A 20,947-nucleotide genomic window follows, 5' to 3' on the forward strand; every position below is an offset into this window, starting at 1 on the left:
TAATAATTGAAATTATTTGTAAACCGCTCTAATATTCCAATTGCCTGAATGAACTTTAAATTTCAAATAATCAACTGATTCTTGATTATATTCAAAATTCTTAGTATCCTTTATTGTTTTTCCATTCTTCCAAACTAATTGTTCATTTACCCATACTTCTTTTATTTCTTTGGCATTCTTAGGAATTCCAACATGGGCAACAGTATTTTCGGGAGAAACTAGGCTCATAAAAAAACTGCTTTCTTCTACTTTAATATCAACTTTAACATCTCCTTTGACGGTTGGAATAGTTTCCTTTAAACTTTTTATATGCATTAGTTTAGGCATAATTTCATATTCACTCCATGCCACTTTAGTAGGTACAACTCCTGCTATATATTTGGATAAAATAGTATTTGGCGCATTCCAAGCATGGTTGTAACTTCCGCCGTTAGGAAACATTTCGTACAACGTTGTCATTTCCTTTTTATCAACCTGACTTTGATATTGGTCTTTCATTCTTTGTAAAGACTCCTTATGTCTGCCAGCAATACACATGGCCTCTTCTGCAATCCATTCAAAATGCGGACTTGAAAATTTGTTTGGAATTAATACATTATCAACAATCTGGTTGTAATATTCTGGTTTTGCAATACCCGAAACAATGGCAATAGCATTAGCTCTATCATCTTTTAAAGTTTCAGCATTGGTGCTATAAAAACCATTTTTCCAATACGCTTTGTCAAAAGCGGGCTTCATTGTTTGCATTCTATTGATGTACCATTTAATATCATCCTGTTTACCTAAGACTTCAGCCATTTTTTTAGCTTCTTCAAGTGCTAGGTAGTAAAAAGCTGCTTGAATAGGTTCGCTATCAATGGTGTTTTTTACGCCCCAATCTACCCAATCCCAAGCATCTGGACTTTTGCCTTTGCGGTATTCTGGCAGTCCGTTTTCTTTCATAGGGAATAAGGCTAGATAATTATACATATAAGGATACACTTTTGCCAAGGTTTCTTTATCTCCTGTATTCAAATAATAGGGCCAAACGCACTGTGCAATAAACTGCAAACTTTGTGCAACCAACTCACGCACTCTAAGTGGCCCTAATGCGCCAATAACGCCATTTTCGTTAAATGCCAAGGTTTGTAAAATAGCCTTTTTTAATAACTGACGACCCGCATTGTCCATCGAATAAAAAATATAGCCTGTTTGGTCGGCTACATCACCTATCCATAAAGCACGCTCTCTATCTGGGCAATCCATGAAATTATCACGGGCACAAACAAATAAGGTGTTGTTTCCCATCGACCATAAACGGTTATAAAAAGCGTCATCAACTTCAAAGGTACCTGCCATTTCACCAACAGTCATCCAACGGTATTTTAAGGCTTTCACTTTAACTCCTTTAGGAATTGTATAGCGCAGTTCGTGTCCGTTCATCCAAGAAAAGCTCTCGAAAGATTGCGTTCCTTCTTTGGTAATATAAGTAGCATTGATTCTATTTAATCGGTTATCTGTAGTGATAAAAATAGTGTCACCTGCTTTGGCTTCAATTTCTAAATAAGGGGTAATTTGTTTATTGAAAGGAAGCTTACACTTAATAGTTTCGCCTTTACTGATATAGGGTAATTTTAAGTCTGCAGAATTCGCATAATCTTGTAATCCGTGATTGATTAAATGAGGGACAATATTTGGTTCTAAGTTATACCAAGGTGCAGTACCAGCCATTCCTTTTTCAATGGCTTTAGGCCAGTTTTTATCTGAAAAACCAGCAGTGTACCACGCCTTATCCGACCAATCATTCATGGCTTTTTGTGCATCAAATTTAACGCAATACTGAACCACTGCATCACTTGCAGGGGGAATGGTGTTATCATAAGCAGGATGCTGTTTTGCTTTCCATGAAGCATCTGAAACCAGTTTCTGTTTTCCAATATTCGCTGAAAACAAAAGACCTCCTTTTTTACTATCAATATGAGTTCCTTTGTGTGTTTCGCGTCCCCAATACCAAACTAAAATAGCAATGGTATTCTCTCCTTTTTTCAAATACGGTTGAATATTGACTGTCTCATACCACGAATTTGCTGGTGTTATTTTGTTTTTTCTATCCCAATTTCCTGCTTGACTTGGACCTCTTGACAAACCTCCTTCAAAGAGTACCATTTCGCCATTAATCCATAACCAAAATTTACTATCGACTGAAATAAACGCCTCTACCTTATTCGGTACTTCATTTATATTTATTGTTTTTCTGAAGCTCATCCAGGTATTGGATGGTCCCTCTTCTTGTTGCCAAATCCATTGTGCGCCTTGCCAGTTTGGTGTTTGAGCAAAAGAAAATGTCGCCATTAAAACCAAAACTAGCGAAGTGCTGAAGTATTTTATTTTTTTTCTTATTGTAATCATTTGTGTTTTTTTTCTTGTATTAGGGTTCTTTTGTTAATTAATAGTTCTTATTTCTCGAGGTTTTTAATGATTTAAATTTTTATGATTTAATAGATTTTAAAAGACTGTTTGTTATTCAAAAAAAATCATTTATTAAAATAGGTTTTTAAGGTAACAGGTCCGATTAAACCGGATGAATCCAATTTTGTATCATCCTTTTTAGGAGGATTGGTAGTCCAAGTTTTTTTAGTTTCTTTTGAACGTGTGTTATCAAAAATCAACTGATTTCTCCATGTATTGGTCACTTTGACTACTAGTGTATTGTTTCCATTTTTAACATATTTACTCACATCAAATGTAAAAGGTGGCGCCCAGCGTGTACCTACTCTTTCTCCATTGCACCATAGTTCGGCAATGTTAGCTACTTCACCTAAATCAATGCTACAATTTTCACCTATAGTTTCGAGCTTGAAATCTTTGGTATAGGTTATCGTTCCTGAATAATGTTTTACTGCATTATTCTCGTGGTTTGATAATGATTCTAATTTTGGTATTTGAATGGTTTCAGGAGTATCCCAACCTTTTTCAAAAGCAGCTTTCCAATTATTTTGAAGTGCCTTTTCTTCAACCTTTAATTGAATTGAATTGACTTTTTCTCCTTCATAAAATGAATAAGTACCCGATTTTGAAGCTAGTATGTCATTTCCTGTTTTTGAAACAGTTATTAAATTATTGTTATTATGAATTCTATACCATCCTTTTTCTGAACTCAAAATCGTTTGGTTTTCAAAAACAATTTTGGAACAACTCGATTTCTTTTCGCCTTTTGGAAAAACCACTATAGCACTACCACTTGGACTAAAAGATAAGGCCACATTAATTCTTTCCTTATCCTTAGACCAAACCAAGGCGTCTTGTTGTTCTCCAGTAAAAGCATCCCACAATTGAGGATGGGTATTAGTCACTCTAAAACTTAACGAAACATCTACCGGTTTATCGCTTGTAGTACTCACAAAATAAATATCCGCATCGGCGGTTTGGCGGTGAATCCAATGAATTGGCAAGCCATCAGGTACTACAACATCAGGCGCAATGGTTTCGGTTTTTAAAACCTCATCAAGGGTTTGCCCCCAATACACCTTACCCAAGCCCACTTTTTTAACACCTCTATTTTCAATTCCCCATAATTCATCTGAAATAGTTTTAAGTGTTTTCAAATCGTTTTCATCATCCATTAAACTGGGAGAACCCATTGGTTTGTCACCAACAATTACCGCACCTTGGAGCACTAATTCTTTTAACTTTTGAAGGGTTGAAAGTAACATTTCATCAGAATTTCTCAATAAAATAACTCGGTAATCACCTGCATCTTTTACATTGATTTTTCCATCTTTTGCCGATAATTTAGTTTGTAAAATTTCTTCATTCAAATAATCAAAACGATAGCCTTTCGGGAAATAATCCAAATCAGAAGGCGGACGCACAAAATCATCGCCATAATACCAAAGTACATCTGCTATATATTCGCCTTGTTGTAGCATATATTGGTCACGTGCCAAATAAGTAATCCAATCTGGCATGTGCTTCCACCAAGTTTGCTTTCGAACCAAAGGAAAACCTATATTTCCTCCAAAACTTGAACCAGGAGTAACATTGGTTTGTGGAGTATGTGAAAAAGTATGAAAAACCAAATGGTTAATCCCTTTTGTAAAATTATAATCTATCAAGTATTTGACATCAAAAGGGTGTTCGTTCCACTTAACATCTAATTGTGTACAGGCTTCTGCGGCTAACTTTGGTTTGTTATACAAATGCATGGCAGAGGTGGCAGAAAATACTAGTTTATCGTTTTCATTTTGCTTCGAAGGTGCAGTAGGATACCAAAACTCCGTCATGGGTATATCACTTACGCCATAATAACGCATAGGGTCAATGGGTAAGACTTCACCACCTGCTCCTTCTGTATATACTTCTGTTCCCATTTCATGGGCGATTTTTGCAAAATGGCTGAAAAAATTATCTACATACACATCATCCATGGTTTGGCGTATATCCCGTAAAAACTTGGTGGTTAGCTCAGGACTTTCAACAATATATCCCATGGTGACTGGTAAATATTTTTTCATGCTATAGCCACGACGCTTTTCAAACTCTTGAAACATATCTTCGGAGTTCATCGTCCAAGTGGGTACATGGCTTTCCCAACTATCAATCAATAAACCTTTTAGTTTTCCGTCACCAATGGGACCGCCAGGTTGAATCATCTTGCCAATCATCCCCTTGCGCAAATGATTTTCAATGGCAATTTTATCTAATTTACTCGATTCCCAACCCGTAGATTCTGGCATGGCAGGTTTATTGGTTAGTCTCATATTGATATGACCAAAACGTACTACTGTCCAATTTCCCTTAGGAACATCCCAAGTTAATGTTCCATCTGAGGACATTTTATCTGTAATATTCAAAATTTTATCCGCCGGAATAATCGTGTTTTGGGCATAATGATAGGTCATTTCCTCTTTAATACCACGCAGGGTTTTGGCTGCTTTGGCTTCGTGATTATGAAGCCTTGGTTTTGAAGTTAAATGAATAAATTCTGGTTGAATAACATGAGTCCCTTCAAAAGTGAAAATAAATTCTTTTGCCGTAGTTTCAGGAACAGCCAATGTTAAATATTTTTGTCTGTCATTCCAGTGACCATCAGGTATCTTAATCGCTGCAATCTGAGTTAGAGTATTTCCTAAAACTGCTTCTACTTTGAGGGTAACATCTACTTTTGGGTATTGTGAATCCGTTATAATGTGACGCAATGGAGGCAATTCTATAGAACGAAGGGTAACGGGATTATTAAATATCGTTTTTACCCAACTGTTTTTTGTAGCTACTTTGGCAATCCCTTCGGCTCTGTATTGTGGCAATTCTTTGTCAAGCATGGTGGTTTTGGCTGTGACAATAATTTTTGAATTAGGGTTAAAAATATCTTCCCAAGGTACAATGGTATTATTAGTCTCTACTTTTGAAGGATTGAGTATAGCTGTATCGTCGCCTTCTGGAGTTGGAAATGCCAGAACCTGCACCTCTTTATAATCAAAATCTGGAGTTTTATACAAAGAATCAATTAATAAAACTTCATTAAATTTCGCTCCACCCTTTAATCGGTAAACCGTTTCTACAATTTCTCTTTGCGCCTCTTGGGCAGGAACCCAAGGGCCGCCCGTCATGGACCAGCCGGGGCAATTTTGCATCGTAAACTTTAATCCTAAACGCTTGCATTCATCGGCTGTATGGCGCACCATATCTTCCCATTCTGGTGATAATACTTTGATTTGTTTAACCCCTGGAAATACCTGTCCGTTTTTATTAAATAAATGTACTCCTTGAATACCTGCATATTTTATTGCTTCTAAGTCGAGTGTAATCCCTTCTTTGCTAATGTTATTTCCGTTAAAATGAAACCAAGTTTCGGGATGGTATTGCATTTCTGGTGATGAAAACCCTTTTTTTAATTTTTCAAGACTCATTTCAGGTATGTTTTTTCCTGAAACAACAGCTGTTTTTTGAGGTTTACAACCTACAAAAAACAGCTGAATACTTAATACAAAGCATACAATAGAGGAAATTTTCATGATTTTTATTTTAAAAAAGTGTGTAAAAAGTAGAAACTATTGCATCAATAGTTTTGTATGATTTTGAAAAAACATTAAAAATGAGGCATCAAATATTCATTTACCACTTTATTTTTATTGTTGATAAACTTAAATCTTAGCTATATAATTTTTATCCTGTACTGTCTTGGTTATTAACCAAAAAAATCCATCCCTAAGCAAACATTAACAAATTCGCACCACTTTTAATTTCAATAAATTACCGAGTTTGTCAATTTTATTAGCAATATGTCCAACTCCAATGGCACAATGATGCGAAGGCCCTTGTTTAGACCATTCGTTCATAAAAGCACGTGCGCCAATTGAAAAACGGTATCGGCTGTTGGTATTTCCTATTTGGAGCACAGGACCTGCAACTGATTCTCCTTCGGCGACCAATAAAAAGACTTCATCTTTACCTTCTACCACCGAGAGTAAGGTTACAGGGCCGTGTTTAACTGTCATTTGTATCGAAAGGCCTTTACCCGGTTTTCCGTGGTAAACAGGAAGTGGCACTAGTTGTACGTTCCCTTCGGCAATGGCAAAATGAGCAGGACCATCATGCCCTAGCATCACAATATCATCGTTAAAATCCATCGCATAAAACTCTGAGAAAGACCCACCCACACCAAAGGCATCCATGATTTTCATGGCTTGGGCATTTTTAATTTCGTATTCACCTGCAACGGGAATATTTTTCCCTGTTAGCAACGTATTTCCAGCGATTACTGAGGTTACAATATTTTCATATTCATTCCCCGATTCGCCTTCGTAATAATACGCCAAAGAACCTAAATTGTGATTCTGTACCAATTTGTCTAAGGCAACCGAGGTTTTGGCGGCACGAATTAATTCTGCTTCTTCACATTCATCAACAACTGTAAATGTATTTTGGAACTCAGCTAATTTATTTTGAATTTCTAATTCTGTTGCTTCGTCTCTGTGCTTTTTGAGTTCGCACATTTCAACAATTTCGATATGTGTACCAAAGGCGGCCGCTTGTTTGGTTAAATCAGAATAGACATCAAGCATCCCGCAATAGTAATGTCCTAAAACACCGAGACGGTTGTTGTGCATCACATCGGCTACGTTGGCAGCTTCAATCCAATTTTGAATTTCATCCCAAACCGATTGTTCTCCTAAATATCCCGTTACAAACTCATAATCCAAACCAGAACGGTTAAAAACATTGGCAATTTCTGGAACAGAGCAAGCTTGGCAATGCGCTAACCATTCGCCTGTCATTAAACCACGATCGCCCATTTTATTGAACTTTTCGTAATCAATAGCGGCAACGGGCTGGATATTCAAAATTACTATTGGGCATTTTAATTTTTGAACCACTGGTAAAACAGTCGATGACAAGGCGTAGGTCGAAACATATAGAAATACAATACCCACATCTTCTTTTTTCAAAAATTCAGCAGCTTCTCTTGCTCTTTCTGGCGAATCGATTAATCCTACATTGACTACCTCGGCTCCGAAGGTTTCCATTTTATTGGCAATTTGGTTTTGGTAGCCTTCTAATCGTTCTAACAACCCCTCAAACTGTGGCCAATAGGTATCCAAACCGATACCAAACAATCCTACTTTTATCATTTTATTATTTTTATTAAATACGCAATCATCCACCCGCTTTCAAGGGAACTAAATTTATTTTTAAGCCACAGATTTCAAGAAAAGTGGTTTTGGGACATTAACGAAAGTGTTCTAACTTGGTGAAGCGATTCGAATATATGATTTAGAAAAGCCACGAATTCACGAATTACGAAACTTAATTCGTGAATTCGTGGCTTTCATTTATCCAACTCAAAAAGAGTAATTAGATAGAATTAAAAAGATTTTAAGGATTTTTAATTATCTAATATCCTAAATCCGTAGTAAATCTACCTTACACATTATAATCGTGTTTATCAAAATATTTTGAAAAAAATCTGCATAAATCTGTGTAAATCTGCGTGCAAAAAATCAGCACGCTGATTCGGCAGATTTTCGCAGATAATAATTTAGATCTGATTCATTAATTAGGTCATTTACCTTTGTGTTTTTTATTTATAAATTTTAAACTCAGCTATTGAAACCGCTTTTTGCCCCTTTTCAATTGTAATTCTGCACTTAGTAGCTGTTACCGTTTTAAAATTGTGTTCTTTATTTTGTCCACAGTTTTTTCCTTCGGCTACATCTTTCCATTCTTTTCCGTTCCAATACTGAATTTTGTAGCCTTCAATAGTAGTACCTAGCTCATCGATGATTACTTTGCTAAAAGTTTGTGGTTTTACCCATTCGACTTCTAAATATTGGTTATTGGCGTCTTTAGCCTGCCAGCTGGTTTCGTTGTTTTCATCATTGGCTTTGAAAGCTTCAAAACCAGGCAACTTTTCTGTTTCAATAAACATCGATGAAGCGTTCATTCTGCCTATTAAAGCCAGGTTTTTATTAGTCCCTATAGGTTCTGGATAAACGGTTTTTGGCAATTCGTTCACCTGAAAATCATAGATTCCAGATGGCACATTGTAGATGACATAATTCCCAACAGCATCACTTTTTTCGGTACCTAGAAAGCTAATTCCTTTGGCATTTTCTGCGAGTACTTTTCCTTCTTTCACCCCATTTTTAGAAACAGCGGGTACATACACCTGAGCGGTAGAATTGACAGGAACTTCGATATGGAAATTGGCAGTGTTATTTTTCTTTGTCCAATTGACAATTACTTTTCCATACATGGATTCGTAAGCTGTATTGGCAAAAGTTAAATCACCCACAACTGCTGGTTTTATGATCATATTTTGCATGCCTAAACTTTTAGGATTAGGACGAATACCACCAAAACCTTTGATAAAATAACCGCCAATTCCTGTATAACAAGTATGGATTTTACTAACACCAACCGAAGACCAACGTTCTGGCCAAACGGTTTCGCCCTGTGCTATAAAATAGCCATAACTAGGATGATGCTTGTCTTGTAGCAATTCATAAATCAAATCCATGCGCTCTCCATACTCGGTAAAATAACGGGTGTACATACCTTGTCCTGAACTCCCCGTGTCGTAATACGGAAATTTGTACAACACATTATCTACTAAAACATCCGTTACTTTTTTCTTTTCGGCTTCGGGGGTTACGCCTGCAATCAAAGCAAAGGCTTGATTGACTTGTTGCCCATTGCCATATTGGCCTGTTTCAGCATTATACGTCATTTTATGCGTAGCTTCTCGTTGTACTTTTAAACGATTGCCAAAGATTTTTGCTTCTTCGGTTTTGTTCAATTCTAAAGCCATTTTCTCGGCATTATCTAGCATAAAGGCATAAACACAGTTGTTAAAATGAATCGCTTCTGGCGAGTTGCTACTGGTCCAAAAATTTCCTTTTGGTGTACACCAATCGCCTAAACCAGGAAAATCTCTAGCTCCTTGTGGCCCTGTAATCAATGCGCCTCCCGACTCATAATTAGAATTTTGATACATCCAAGTCATCCATTTTTTCATCGACTCATAGTTATTTTCTAATACTTTTTTGTCCCCCAACATTCTGTAGGTTTCCCAAACCGTTAAAGGGCTATTGGCTTTCCACATTAAAAAAGGACGATCGTTTTCATTAATAACACCACGAATTTGACCATCTGGAAATTGTGAATCGCGCGTGTATTGTAAATACTGATCCATGTAAGCACCACTTTCAAAATTAGGTAGCGCATCACCGTACATGGCGGCTACCGTCACTTCGCCCCAACCTCTTCGCTCGCGGTGTGGGCAATCCATTAATATTCCGTCAAGGGTATTGGCTAGGTAAGTATCCAAATTTGTTTTGTAAATCTGGTTTAGTAATTTGCTCGAACTTTCAAATGAACTAATACGTTTGCGGTCATTGGTAATCACAAAACCTTTGATATCAGCTAATTTTGGTTCATACTTTAAACCATAAACGGTAATCCAGCGTCCACCGGCGACATTGAATCGGTTGGTAAATTTTCCTTCACCCGATTTTCCGAAAATGTATTTGCTCTTTTGCTCCCAGTTCATCACCTTTTCGGTTTGGTCGCTAATCTCAAACAAAATCGAATCGCCAACAGCGCCTTTGTACAATTTCATTTCAAAAAAACCAGTATAATTGCGTCCCATATCAATGCGATAGGTACCGTCAGCATTTTTCTGGATTGCAATGGGGTTAACCTCTTCAAACTTGACTTGAGGTTCCACCATTTGAGCACTTAATTCGGCAGTAATTGGTGTGAATTTTCTGTTTTTAAATCGTGACTCACCAATGGCTTTGTCTTCTTTTACAATTACATTCTCATTGGCATCAGTAATACCCTTATTTAATTCATCGGCATTATAAATACTGGCTTGCATCCAATTACTATCATCATAATCTGCTGCATTCCAATTGTCTTCTCTTTTTCTGTCATCAATGGTTTCTCCACCAAAACGCAAAATATCCCAATCCCCATAATACTGACTGTTACTTACTTTACATTTCCATGTTTCATCAGTACCAAGGGCTATTTTAGTAGCTCCCAGTTGGATTTCTACTTGAGCTTTGAATGCAAAAGGCGGATTTCTGTACTCAGTAATGCGATCCCATCTAGCCCAACCAGCGGCATGCCAAACCCCAATGACATTTTTCCCTTTTTTCAAATGTTTACTAATATCATAAGTCAAATACGGAATCCTTTTTTTCATATAAGAAGATACCGGATTCATCACATTATCAGTAACTTTTTGACCATTCACATACAATTCATGATACCCAAAAGACCCCAAATAAACATAGGCCTCACTGGGTTGTTCTGATAAATTAATGTTTTTGCGGTACCAATTGTGGTCGGTTTTCTTTTGGTTTTTTTTAAAAATCCACTCGCCTTTCCAGTCCTCTTTGTTCAACAAACCCATCGTGAATTTGGCATCTTCACTCCAGTCCGACTGCTCGCCTGACACATCCCATATACGGACTTTCCAGAAACATTCTTGACCTGAAATTAAACGCTTTCCGTTATAAATGGTATTAACGGATTGATTGCTTTCCACTTTTCCAGAATCCCATAAATCGCCGATATTTTTATGTAGGTTTTGAATACTAGTCGAAACAATAATTTGATAGGCTGTTTGTTTTTGACCTCTCAGCTGTTGGGATGCTAGAAGTTTCCAACTCAACCTCGGTGAGGTATTATCAATTCCTAACGGATTGACACGATACTCGCATCGCAAGTCCACGACTTTCACTGTAGAATTGGCAAAACAACAACTACTAGACACTAATAATACCGCCAGAAACAATTGGAAAGCATTATTTATTACAAGATTTTTAAATTGGTTTTTCATTTTACAAAACTTAAAATTGTATTTTTTGATTTGGTTTTTAATAAAAAAGCATATTCAGAATAAAGAGTACCCTTTTGAACAAATAAATTCATATTTACAGCTTAACAACTTATATTTAAATACATTTGTTATACTATTTCAAACAAACAGGAATGTAAAATTCGCTAATTTATGCAGGAATTGAAATTGACAATTTGATATTTTAATTGCACAAAATGATATGAAAAACAAATACCGCAAATACCTGATGGTTTTTGACCAAGATAAAAAATGGGGTTTCTTTATCAACAACCTTGGCAGAACTGTAATTAGCCCCAATCAAGACTATCCCTCAAAAGACCATCCTGACGATTATGTATTCGAATGGAGTAAAGGGCGCATTTTAGACGAATTTCATTTGGTTTTAATCACCAAAGGAGAAGGAATATTTGAAAGTGAGCAAACAGGTAAAAAAAGAATTTCGGATGGGGATGTATTTTTATTATTTCCCGGAGTTTGGCATCGGTACAAACCCTCAAAAAAGACAGGCTGGACAGAACGTTGGGTAGGTTTTTCGGGCGAGATTGCCAATCAATTTTTGGCCAACGGCTTTTTCACGGCTGAAGAACCACTTCTTTCAAAATGCAATACTGAGTCGGTTTTAAATCATTTCAATACGCTTTTCAAATTATTTGATGAAGAACCCTTTGGTTTTCAAAGACTAGCCTCTGGAATTTGCATCCAACTAATGGCAGAACTTCACAACATCAAACAGGGTGGTAACAACATTGAAGACCTCAACTCTATGATTTCAAAAGCCAAAGGTTTGATGTATAAAAACATTAATCAATCTATTGATTTAGAAAAAATGGCAACGGAACTTGGCGTTAGCTATTCCAAATTTAGAATTGATTTTAAAACCCAAACAGGCGTATCGCCATTGCAATATTATTTGTTACTTAAAATTGAAAAGTCCAAAGAGTTGTTATTAAATTCCAATAAAAACCAAAAAGAAATTGCTTATGAATTGGGCTTTGAATCGGATTTTTATTTTAACCGCCTTTTTAAACAAAAAACAGGATTGACTCCTGGGCAATTTAGAAATTTTCAAAAATAAGACAGTCGTAAAATGGTTTTTAAAATCAACTTCAAAAAAAAGGATTATTGTTCTAATAAACCCTTAAAAAAACTACCCGAAATTGAGTTTTCGGGTAGTTAGTTTACTTTAGATTTTAATACTAGGAAGTCTTATGGATTATTTACAAAATTAGCTTGTGTAGTACCCTTTCTCCATAAAATCGTAGCAGACCCTCCATGACAACGGTAAGCCCCCATGCGTAATTTAGCCTGCAAAGCTCTTTCTGGTTCTGGAACAGTAAAAGTACTACTTACACCATTGATAGTTGATTTCACATAATGTCTTAAAGTACCATTTACAGTATCAAACCCTGTGGAAACATCAACCCAAAAATCTTTATTATATTTAACATTGGTGATAAAAACCAATTGTCTTCCTGATGTGCCCGAGCCACCACGCGATACTATTTCTTCCCGATAAATATCAAATGAATCTGTTTTACCTTGAGCATTCAGTATTACATCTCCATTAGAATCCCTAACAGGTTTAGCTATAAATAATGCAATTGCTGGGTCAGCTGAACCTCCACCCCCTGTATGAGTCCCTTTGGCCTGAATTAAATAAGTCCCATCCTTATCACTCATACTAGTTGCAGGATAACTATCAGTAAAAGTACCTGCTTCTAAAACGCGACAGTAACCTGTTATTTGTACATAGTTTCCTGTTTTGATATTATTTACTGTACTACTAGCCCGTTCAATTCTTGTTTGAAGGGAACCCACATCATCTGTTGCAAGAAGGCGATATACTCCCCAGTCATAACTAGAACCATACGTACTTTGGGTATAATCATATGTACAACTTCTGTCATCAATTGTTGCATTTACACCCACATTATGATCGGTCCCTCCTCCTGTCCAGGTGTACAAAACTTGAGAACACGACACTGCTGTTAAATTATTACTAGTAGGCACTGTAATGTCTTCATCGTTCGCAGCTACATTTTTTGATTCTTGAACATCATTCGTACAAGACATTAAGAGTCCAATTTGGAGTAATCCTCCAAACCCACCGAGGGCTAATTGTTTAAATTTTGTTTTCATTTAAAGATAAATTTGGTTAATTAATATCTCAAATTTAATTTAGATACAACTAGTAGCTATCCTGCTTTGTAGGGTTAAAATTTAACATTATATAAGTTTTTAAGGATTTTTTTATGTACTACATAAATAATAACTAAAAAAAATACGATTTAAACACAATCCAATACCTACATATCAAAAGAAATCGATTTTACTTCATAAGAATTTTCCGTGAGATTATTTTATCTCCATCCGTAATTTTCAAAATATAAAAGCCCGATTGGAACTCTTTCAATGTAAGAGATTCGTTTAAGTAATTGGTTTCTTTAATTTGCTTATAAAAAACAAGTCTCCCTAATGAATCAAACAATTCCATTGTTATAGTAGTTAAGTGATGTAAAGTTGGAGCGCTAACAATAAAATTTCCTTTATTAGGGTTGGGAAATACCGTAATAGTATCAAAGTAATCCTCTCTTACCGCTACTTCTTTGGGTATATCTTTACAAAACTCTATGGCCCATGAATTCAACACACCGCCAAATGAAGGTAGATTATCTTTAATAATTATATTCCATTTTCCTTTGCTATTTTCTCCCTTATACAGTGATAAAGCATCTTTGTGCGGACGGAATTTGAAGTTATTCAAACTCTTTAAACAATCAAAATGCACCGCTTCATCATCAAATACTCCTACTATACCCTTTTCAGTTCCACAACTTCCATAGCTCTTTAATTCTACTTTTGTCCCCTGTGGGCTTTCAATAAAAATTTCTAAATTCTTAATTTGCTCATGGGATAAATTAATAGCAACATTAACATCATTTACCATTTCCGAATCCTCAACAACAATACTGTTTATTTGTTTAGCACCAGGTAAATCATGACTTATTGGCAATGCTAAGTTTAAACTGGATTCGTATTTTTTACAGACATCCACCACTTCTTTACCAATGGAGAAATTTTCTTTGTTGATAGTAAAAAAATGACCTCCATTTGCTTCCAGCAAAAAACGGCATTCAGTTGCTACGATGTTAGGTACCTTAAATTGAAAGACACCATTATTAGGTATATTATCCGCGATAACATAATCATATTTTACTCCTCCATCAGTAGAGAGTACTAATTTTAGATATTTCCCCCCTTGAAGCTGGTTCGTCTTATTTACGTTCCAACTAATCGTTTGATAGGAATTAGGTATTAAAAAAATGGACTTAGTATTAAATGAATTAAATTCAAAAGGCCCATAATTAGCATCAAATACCACTTCAACATCTTTGTAGTCTGTGAGACCGCCCTGTGTATTATTATCCCTAACAGTCAGTCTAAAAGTAGCTTTTCTTGCCACATTAGGAACTTTTTCCCATTTTGTTTCATTAAGACCATACCGTAACTCATCAAGATTTGGAATATATCTTGTATTATTTTGCGAAGGCAAATAAGACCTGCATAAAACGGCGTTGGAGTTGGTCACCTGAGAGTCAGGAAAAACATACCTTCCAAAACTATTGTCAATTTGCTCCCAACAGTAGGTCAACACATCTCCGTCATTATCCCATGCTTGCCCTTCTAATTTAAAAGGAGTTGATATAGGCAAAATAATTGTAGAAAAGTCTTTAATATTTGGTTTCGTATTTGTGGTGCTTATGAAATCTCCACATGATATTTGGCTTGAATAGTCTTCAATTTGAGTAATCGAAATTCCATGAAAATAAGGATCGTTATTCAACCCAACATTTGCCGAATTAGAAATACCCGCATATCCCATAATTGTAGAACCTGAACCGGGTTCCACTTGAACTCCAGTTCCTTCATTTCCATTAGCGGACCAAGTGTGATTCGCACCAAATTGGTGGCCTATTTCATGAGCAACCAAATTGTAGTCAAAAAAATATCCCGCGGGATGATTGCTTGACGAATATGCCCTCCCTTTCAAGCCTGACTGACAAACACAACCAATACAGTTTGAGTTGCCTGCAATACCTCCTTTTCTAAATAAATGTCCGATGGAATAATTAGCATCACCTATCTTAGTGTCGAGAAGTTTTTGCAATGACTCCCCATAATCAGATGATTCTGTAAATGGGTCACTATCTGCATCCAAAAATAAAAGGCTGTCATTATTAGGGGCTAATTGAAAACTAATATTCAAATCATTTTCAAACACGGCATTCACGTTTGTCAAAGTGGCCACAATTGCAGCATTCACACTGGCTAGAGTATTTCCGTGAAAACTAGAATACTCGTTTGTGGTCGCTATTGCAATTTTGTATTTTTTTTTGACAGTTGTCACTGCCTGTTTTTTAAGATACTCAACATCTTTTAGCCTACTTAAATCTTTAGGAACTAAGCAATTAGCAACCATCCTACTTTCAATATTCTTTTTTTCTAATACCTTAAAAGCTTCAACATTATCAAAGGGTTGATATATCACAAACTCATCATTAGTAATCATAATTCCGCTAAGCCCATTGTAGGGAGAAAGACTAAAACTTATTTTTAGCGATGGATTTTGAATATTATAACCAAAATACGACCGTATTTCGGGATAATTTTGTTGTTGTTCTTCATCCAAAACAGCACGTTCCGAAATCAGAAAATCAATAACAGCACCTCTTTTATCAGGAAAGCCTACTATTACTTTGTTTTTTGTACCTTTTGAGGTTTTAAAGGTTTGCTTTAAGGCAGCACTTAGTTTTGAATAATCAAATTGATAACGATTTGATAGGGAATCATTTTCCCCCACATGAATTTTGTGCTCTAATTTTGTTTTAGAAAAAAAATTGTTTTGGCTATATCCCGTTGTATAAAAAAGTAAAAGACTCACCACTAATCTTAAAGAAAACATTCTTAGTAAAACTATTAAGAAATTTAACCGCAACATCGCAACTATTGCTAATTCCTTAAAAGCGCTTTTTACAGTCATAATTCTTTACTTTTATTTCAGTAATGATTTACTAACTGCAAACACTAAAAACACCAGTATCAGTATTCACAGTTAGTAAAAAATCCTCTCATTTTGAAACAGCTAAAAAATCTATTGATACAACAGCTTTTTAACCGATTCTCCTTTTATCTTCAACAAATAGATTCCTTTAGAAAAGGCTGCAAGATTAATCTCAGCACCTTCGCCAGATAAAATTTCGCTACCTGTCAAAGTATAAATTTTCCATGAATTTGATTGGCTTAAATTAAAAATCCCATCACGACTTGGATTAGGAAAGACCTTAGTACCTTCATCTTTTTTACTAAAATCTTTAACCCCTAAAATTGCACCATCCCTTACAAGCGTAAAATAATCGTAATTAGGTCCAGCTCCTCCTGATGGTATTTGTAATTCAATCACCCAGTTCCCCTCATAAAGATTAAAACTGGTCGAAATATAATCAGCGTAAATAGTACCACCACCACCATCAACTTTTTTAATCACTCCCGAAGTTGTAGAACCACCAGCATCCGTAAACAATGGAGTTGATGACGATAAATCAGCTGCTAATATCGCTGCAGCGATGGGTTTAGAAGTAGTAGAAGATGTTTTATAATTCAACTCCATATGATAGATCCCTGACTGTGTCACATAAATAGGATATCTGGTATATTCACCACCTGCCAGTGCTGTTGACACAAAACCTGTTCCTCCAGCGACTAAATCGACATCATTTTCTGTTCTATAACCACTCGTATCATTACCAAGTGTAGTATCATTGTAAGCCACCCCTTGCCCGCCTATGGCATAGTCTTCGATTTGTACCGTTCCTGGAACATTCACTATCGTTTTAAACGGCTTCAAACCTGATGTTTCAACAATTATTTTATCCAAATTAAACCCACCCGACTGGACGTTGATTCTTAATTCATGAACACCTGAAGTTAATGCTACTTTTAACCTACTAACTGTCTTAAAATCGTTTATCCCCGAGGTTTGAGGTAATGAAAAATTACTAAAAAGAGGTACTCCATCCACATCAATACTCACTACTGAGCCTGCACTGGCAGCACTGTATAAAAATTGAAAATCATGATTTCCATTGTTCACTACGTTTACGGTATATTTCAACCATTCTCCATTTTGGGTATGCCCAACGTATCTTGAACCATTATAAATTCCAACATCAACTCCATCGATACCGTTTCCAGCCCCTAAAGTATCCACAGTATCCGAATCAGAAAACCCTACACCTTGCCCTCCTGGATTGTACGACTCTGCTTCAATAGTTCCCGGAATTGCTAAGGTGGAAACTTCTTTGATTCGGAATTCATATTTTTTAAATGAAAACGAAGACAAGCTGGTATTTATAGTTACCAAAGACCCTGAACCTCCATCGGTGCGAGCTGTTGTAGTGACCTCACTCCAGTCATTAAATGCATACGGATTAGGATTGGTATAAGATGCCCAAGCAGCCGCTCCAGCAGTATTTAAAGTTCGTGAAGGGTCTCCTCTTCTATCAAAACCTGACTTTATCCAACCTGAAGTAGGTTCGTTTTTTAAGAAATTTTCCAAATCATTTTGATCCTTACCATAGGTTAGATTTCGGTATTTTAAGACTGTACCTACTGGTAATTCGCAATTAAATGAAATTCTTATTGATTCATCATTTTGATAATTAAGCGAACTTGCATTGAGGTTATACACTAACACATCCACAACATCCTTTTCGGTAGCACTCTTAGAAAAAAGAGCATCTATTTGATTTCCTGTTACAGAAGGTGAGCCTGTGACAGTGGATTCATATCTGTTTTTACCCGTCATTGTTTTCAGCACCGCAATACTAGGCACTTCAATAGAAGTAGGCCTTTGTCCCCATCTAAAGAAATTTTGAAGTCCCTTATTACTATTTCTATAAAACACATTGGAATAGGCCAAATTAATAATTTCGGTATGTGGCGTAGCGCAATTAATATAGCCTAAACCATCCGCGCCATCCATGGTAGTAACAATAGCATATTCCATCATATCAAATTTAGCATTAGGATTCCACTTTGGGTTATTGATTAATGGCGCAAAAAGTTTAGTGTATTTTTGACTAATATTTCTATCAGTGGAATTATTAATCAAAACATATTCCGAAGCTCCCCAAAAGTCGTATTGAATATTGTTGGCGAAGCAATAATCCAAAATTCCGTTGGCAAATGATTTAATTGGCTCTCCTTTATAATTCAGTTCCGTCCCATTTTTATAAATAAAGTCAGGTTCACGAGTGTGCAAACCTATTGTAGCAGTTGGCAATACTTCACGAACGGCTCGTACAGTATTAGCAAAATGATCAATAAAATCTTGCTCGGTACCTTTCCAATGTTCAGGGGTTTCGATTTCAGAACCTATTCTTAAACGCCAAGACAATACTTCATCGGCTCCATAAGTTGCTACTAATTCGGTCATCATGGCTTTTATAAAATTAAAGTAAGCCACTTTGTCTTTAGGCGGTAACGAATTTCCATAAATGGTTACTCTTTCGTCTTCTCTAAAATTGATATTGTCTCTTGTTCCCGTAGGTATAAAAGTATAGCCCTGCTGAAATGCCCACGGCACTTGGTCAAGAACAAATTGATAAATCTTAACTCCATCTCTTCTAATGGCATTGATACGGTTTTTTAGCACAGTCCAGTTATAGACATAGCTACCTGTATTGGCATCATAACTTACGGGATCAAAATCTAAATCAGGAACATTCACCCCATTGACTTTTTTATTAATCCCACCAACCATTCGGATGGTATTCACCTCAAAACCAGTTCTTACTCCTGCACCTGTTGTGGGCGAAATGCGGTTGGCGACATTCCAAATGTCTTTTAACTCCCCCTTGTTATTGCTGTTATTCGTAAAATCAGTAGATAACACCACCTGTGCATTGATACTCAAAGTACTCAAAAGCAGCAAACTTATTAAATTGGGTAATTTCATTTTGTATATTTTATTCATTTACATTCTAAAAAACAGATTCACTACAACTTTGAAACACTTCCGATTGCCATTCGATGGTGTCCTAAATTATATTAATTCTTTTTTTTTTATAAAAAACTGCCTAAAGACTAAAAACAGCATCCTGAAATATTAACAAGTTGGTATTTTTAGATTTTAGACAGTTTCTAAAGCAGTATTGAGAAAGAAAAGACTATTGGAATACTACTTTAGTAGCACCTTTAGCGGTCTTAACTAAATACACCCCTTTTGCCTGAGATGACAAATTGATTTCAGTACCTTCACCTTGAGCTACTTTAGAACCTAAAGCAGAATATACTTCCCATTTAACTGACTCCCCCAATTGGAACACACCAGAAGCACTTGGATTTGGATGTACATTAATTGAAACATTTGATTCGAAATCATTTACACCTAATGTGCTATCATAAACTAATTTAAATTTATCTATGTTAACACCACTTCCAGTTCCATCAGAAAATGAAATTCTAATTATTTTTGATCCTGTAGTTGTAATAGGAAAAGCTGGAGATGTTAAAGCAACATAAGTAGTTGCTGAAGTTGTCGTTGTAAGTTCTAAAGGAGTTGTAATTAAATCTGAAATTTTTGTTCCTGTACTATTATAAATTGCAGCTGTTAACTTTAAGCCTGTATCTGAACCAGAAGCATAAGTTGTTGCTAGTTTGTAATTACCGTCATTAACAATATTTACTGTGTATTCCATCCACTCAGTATCAGCAATAGCGTTAACAACATTGGCATTACTTGGAGATCCAACCCCAGCTGCATTGCTTACATCCACATTATCTATACGATAAGCAACAGCAGTTGCTGTACCTGTATTAGCTAAAGTAGTGTCGAAAAACGTTACCCCTTGTCCTCCTTGATCATAATTTTCTGCTTCAAATTCGTTTGTTCCTGTTGTTGTAATATTTGGCACAGTACCTACATTAGGAAAAGGTCTAGGAGCCGTACTAGAAAGTATTTCCCATTTATCAATACTATAACCTCCAGAGCCCACATTTTCGAACGATAATTTATACGTTCCTGAAGGTAAATAGAATCCATTTTTCACAAAAGTACCAGGAGCTGCAGTTGTGTAATTGGTGCCTGTAGTAGGATTAACTCTAAGCACACCAGCACCACCAAAAACATTGTATTGATCTGTAGATGGCAAAGAAGTAGTTTCTCCTGCTGGAATATATACTCTTAGTCCTGCATTCGTTGCAGCTGAACCACTAGCAAAACCGTAAATCATAGATATATCATAAATACCCGCTGTGGCAACGGTAACGGTATATGTTGCTGTTCTTGTAACAACAGGGCTTCCCGAATTGTTGAAACCACTAATTCCATTTGCTGTACCACCGGTAAAATTAGCATTAGCTGAAATCCCTGTAGTGTAAGTTCCACCTGTTTCTGCCTCAATTACACCAGGCAAAGCAATTTGCGCATTAACCGTTTGCATCCCCAAAAATGCTGTCATAGCAACAACACTTAAAAATTGTAATTTTCTTTTCATAAATAATAATTTAAATTAGTTAAACATTTTCATGAGAAAA

At 36.0% G+C, this 20,947-nt stretch carries 9 protein-coding genes; 1 reads left to right on the forward strand and 8 read right to left on the reverse strand.

Features of this window, described 5'->3' with window-relative positions; genetic code table 11:
* Nucleotides 1–12 precede the first annotated feature (12 nt).
* From K5R64_RS11430 to K5R64_RS11445, 4 genes are all read right to left on the reverse strand, one after another.
* Nucleotides 13–2,388: an alpha-L-rhamnosidase C-terminal domain-containing protein gene (locus tag K5R64_RS11430; protein ID WP_220763573.1), complete on the reverse strand. Its 2,376-nt coding sequence runs from the start codon at nt 2,386–2,388 to the stop codon at nt 13–15.
* A 125-nt stretch (nt 2,389–2,513) separates the two neighbouring features.
* The gene (locus tag K5R64_RS11435) at nt 2,514–5,993 is read right to left on the reverse strand and encodes a glycosyl hydrolase (protein WP_255580357.1); all 3,480 of its coding nucleotides are present in this window, start codon (nt 5,991–5,993) and stop codon (nt 2,514–2,516) included.
* Nucleotides 5,994–6,197: 204 nt separating this feature from the next.
* Nucleotides 6,198–7,610, reverse strand: a complete 1,413-nt coding sequence (locus tag K5R64_RS11440) for an L-fucose/L-arabinose isomerase family protein (protein ID WP_220763575.1) — start codon at nt 7,608–7,610, stop codon at nt 6,198–6,200.
* A gap of 449 nt (nt 7,611–8,059) precedes the next feature.
* A complete protein-coding gene (locus tag K5R64_RS11445; protein ID WP_220763577.1) occupies nt 8,060–11,329 on the reverse strand; it encodes a family 78 glycoside hydrolase catalytic domain in 3,270 nt (1,089 codons plus the stop codon).
* A gap of 220 nt (nt 11,330–11,549) precedes the next feature.
* Between K5R64_RS11445 and K5R64_RS11450 the strand changes: the two genes are divergently transcribed.
* Nucleotides 11,550–12,425, forward strand: coding sequence for an AraC family transcriptional regulator (locus K5R64_RS11450; protein WP_220763579.1), 876 nt, complete (start codon nt 11,550–11,552; stop codon nt 12,423–12,425).
* A gap of 131 nt (nt 12,426–12,556) precedes the next feature.
* Here the strand turns inward: K5R64_RS11450 and K5R64_RS11455 are convergent, their stop codons facing one another.
* The 4 genes from K5R64_RS11455 to K5R64_RS11470 all read right to left on the reverse strand — a co-directional run bounded on the left by K5R64_RS11455 (nt 12,557) and on the right by K5R64_RS11470 (nt 20,907).
* On the reverse strand, nt 12,557–13,489 hold the full coding sequence (locus tag K5R64_RS11455) for a hypothetical protein (RefSeq protein ID WP_220763581.1): 933 nt from the start codon (nt 13,487–13,489) through the stop codon (nt 12,557–12,559).
* A 190-nt stretch (nt 13,490–13,679) separates the two neighbouring features.
* Nucleotides 13,680–16,391 (reverse strand): reprolysin-like metallopeptidase, encoded by a 2,712-nt coding sequence (locus K5R64_RS11460; RefSeq protein WP_220763583.1) that lies wholly within the window; start codon nt 16,389–16,391, stop codon nt 13,680–13,682.
* Between the two features lie 111 nt (nt 16,392–16,502).
* Nucleotides 16,503–19,367 carry a carbohydrate-binding protein gene (locus K5R64_RS11465; protein ID WP_220763585.1) on the reverse strand — a complete coding sequence of 955 codons (2,865 nt, stop codon included), beginning with the start codon at nt 19,365–19,367 and terminating at the stop codon, nt 16,503–16,505.
* Nucleotides 19,368–19,578: 211 nt separating this feature from the next.
* Nucleotides 19,579–20,907, reverse strand: a complete 1,329-nt coding sequence (locus K5R64_RS11470; protein WP_220763587.1) for a T9SS type A sorting domain-containing protein — start codon at nt 20,905–20,907, stop codon at nt 19,579–19,581.
* Nucleotides 20,908–20,947: the final 40 nt, after the last annotated feature.

The organism is Flavobacterium sp. UMI-01 (genome assembly GCF_019656315.1).
In the GTDB taxonomy this organism is placed as follows: Bacteria; Bacteroidota; Bacteroidia; order Flavobacteriales; family Flavobacteriaceae; genus Flavobacterium.

Bases quoted from the DNA above. Each gene is read 5' to 3' on its own strand.
- K5R64_RS11430 (WP_220763573.1), bottom strand. From the start codon at position 2,388: ATGATTACAATAAGAAAAAAAATAAAATACTTCAGCACTTCGCTAGTT.
- K5R64_RS11435 (WP_255580357.1), bottom strand. From the start codon at position 5,993: ATGAAAATTTCCTCTATTGTATGCTTTGTATTAAGTATTCAGCTGTTT.
- K5R64_RS11440 (WP_220763575.1), bottom strand. From the start codon at position 7,610: ATGATAAAAGTAGGATTGTTTGGTATCGGTTTGGATACCTATTGGCCA.
- K5R64_RS11445 (WP_220763577.1), bottom strand. From the start codon at position 11,329: ATGAAAAACCAATTTAAAAATCTTGTAATAAATAATGCTTTCCAATTG.
- K5R64_RS11450 (WP_220763579.1), top strand. From the start codon at position 11,550: ATGAAAAACAAATACCGCAAATACCTGATGGTTTTTGACCAAGATAAA.
- K5R64_RS11455 (WP_220763581.1), bottom strand. From the start codon at position 13,489: ATGAAAACAAAATTTAAACAATTAGCCCTCGGTGGGTTTGGAGGATTA.
- K5R64_RS11460 (WP_220763583.1), bottom strand. From the start codon at position 16,391: ATGACTGTAAAAAGCGCTTTTAAGGAATTAGCAATAGTTGCGATGTTG.
- K5R64_RS11465 (WP_220763585.1), bottom strand. From the start codon at position 19,367: ATGAAATTACCCAATTTAATAAGTTTGCTGCTTTTGAGTACTTTGAGT.
- K5R64_RS11470 (WP_220763587.1), bottom strand. From the start codon at position 20,907: ATGAAAAGAAAATTACAATTTTTAAGTGTTGTTGCTATGACAGCATTT.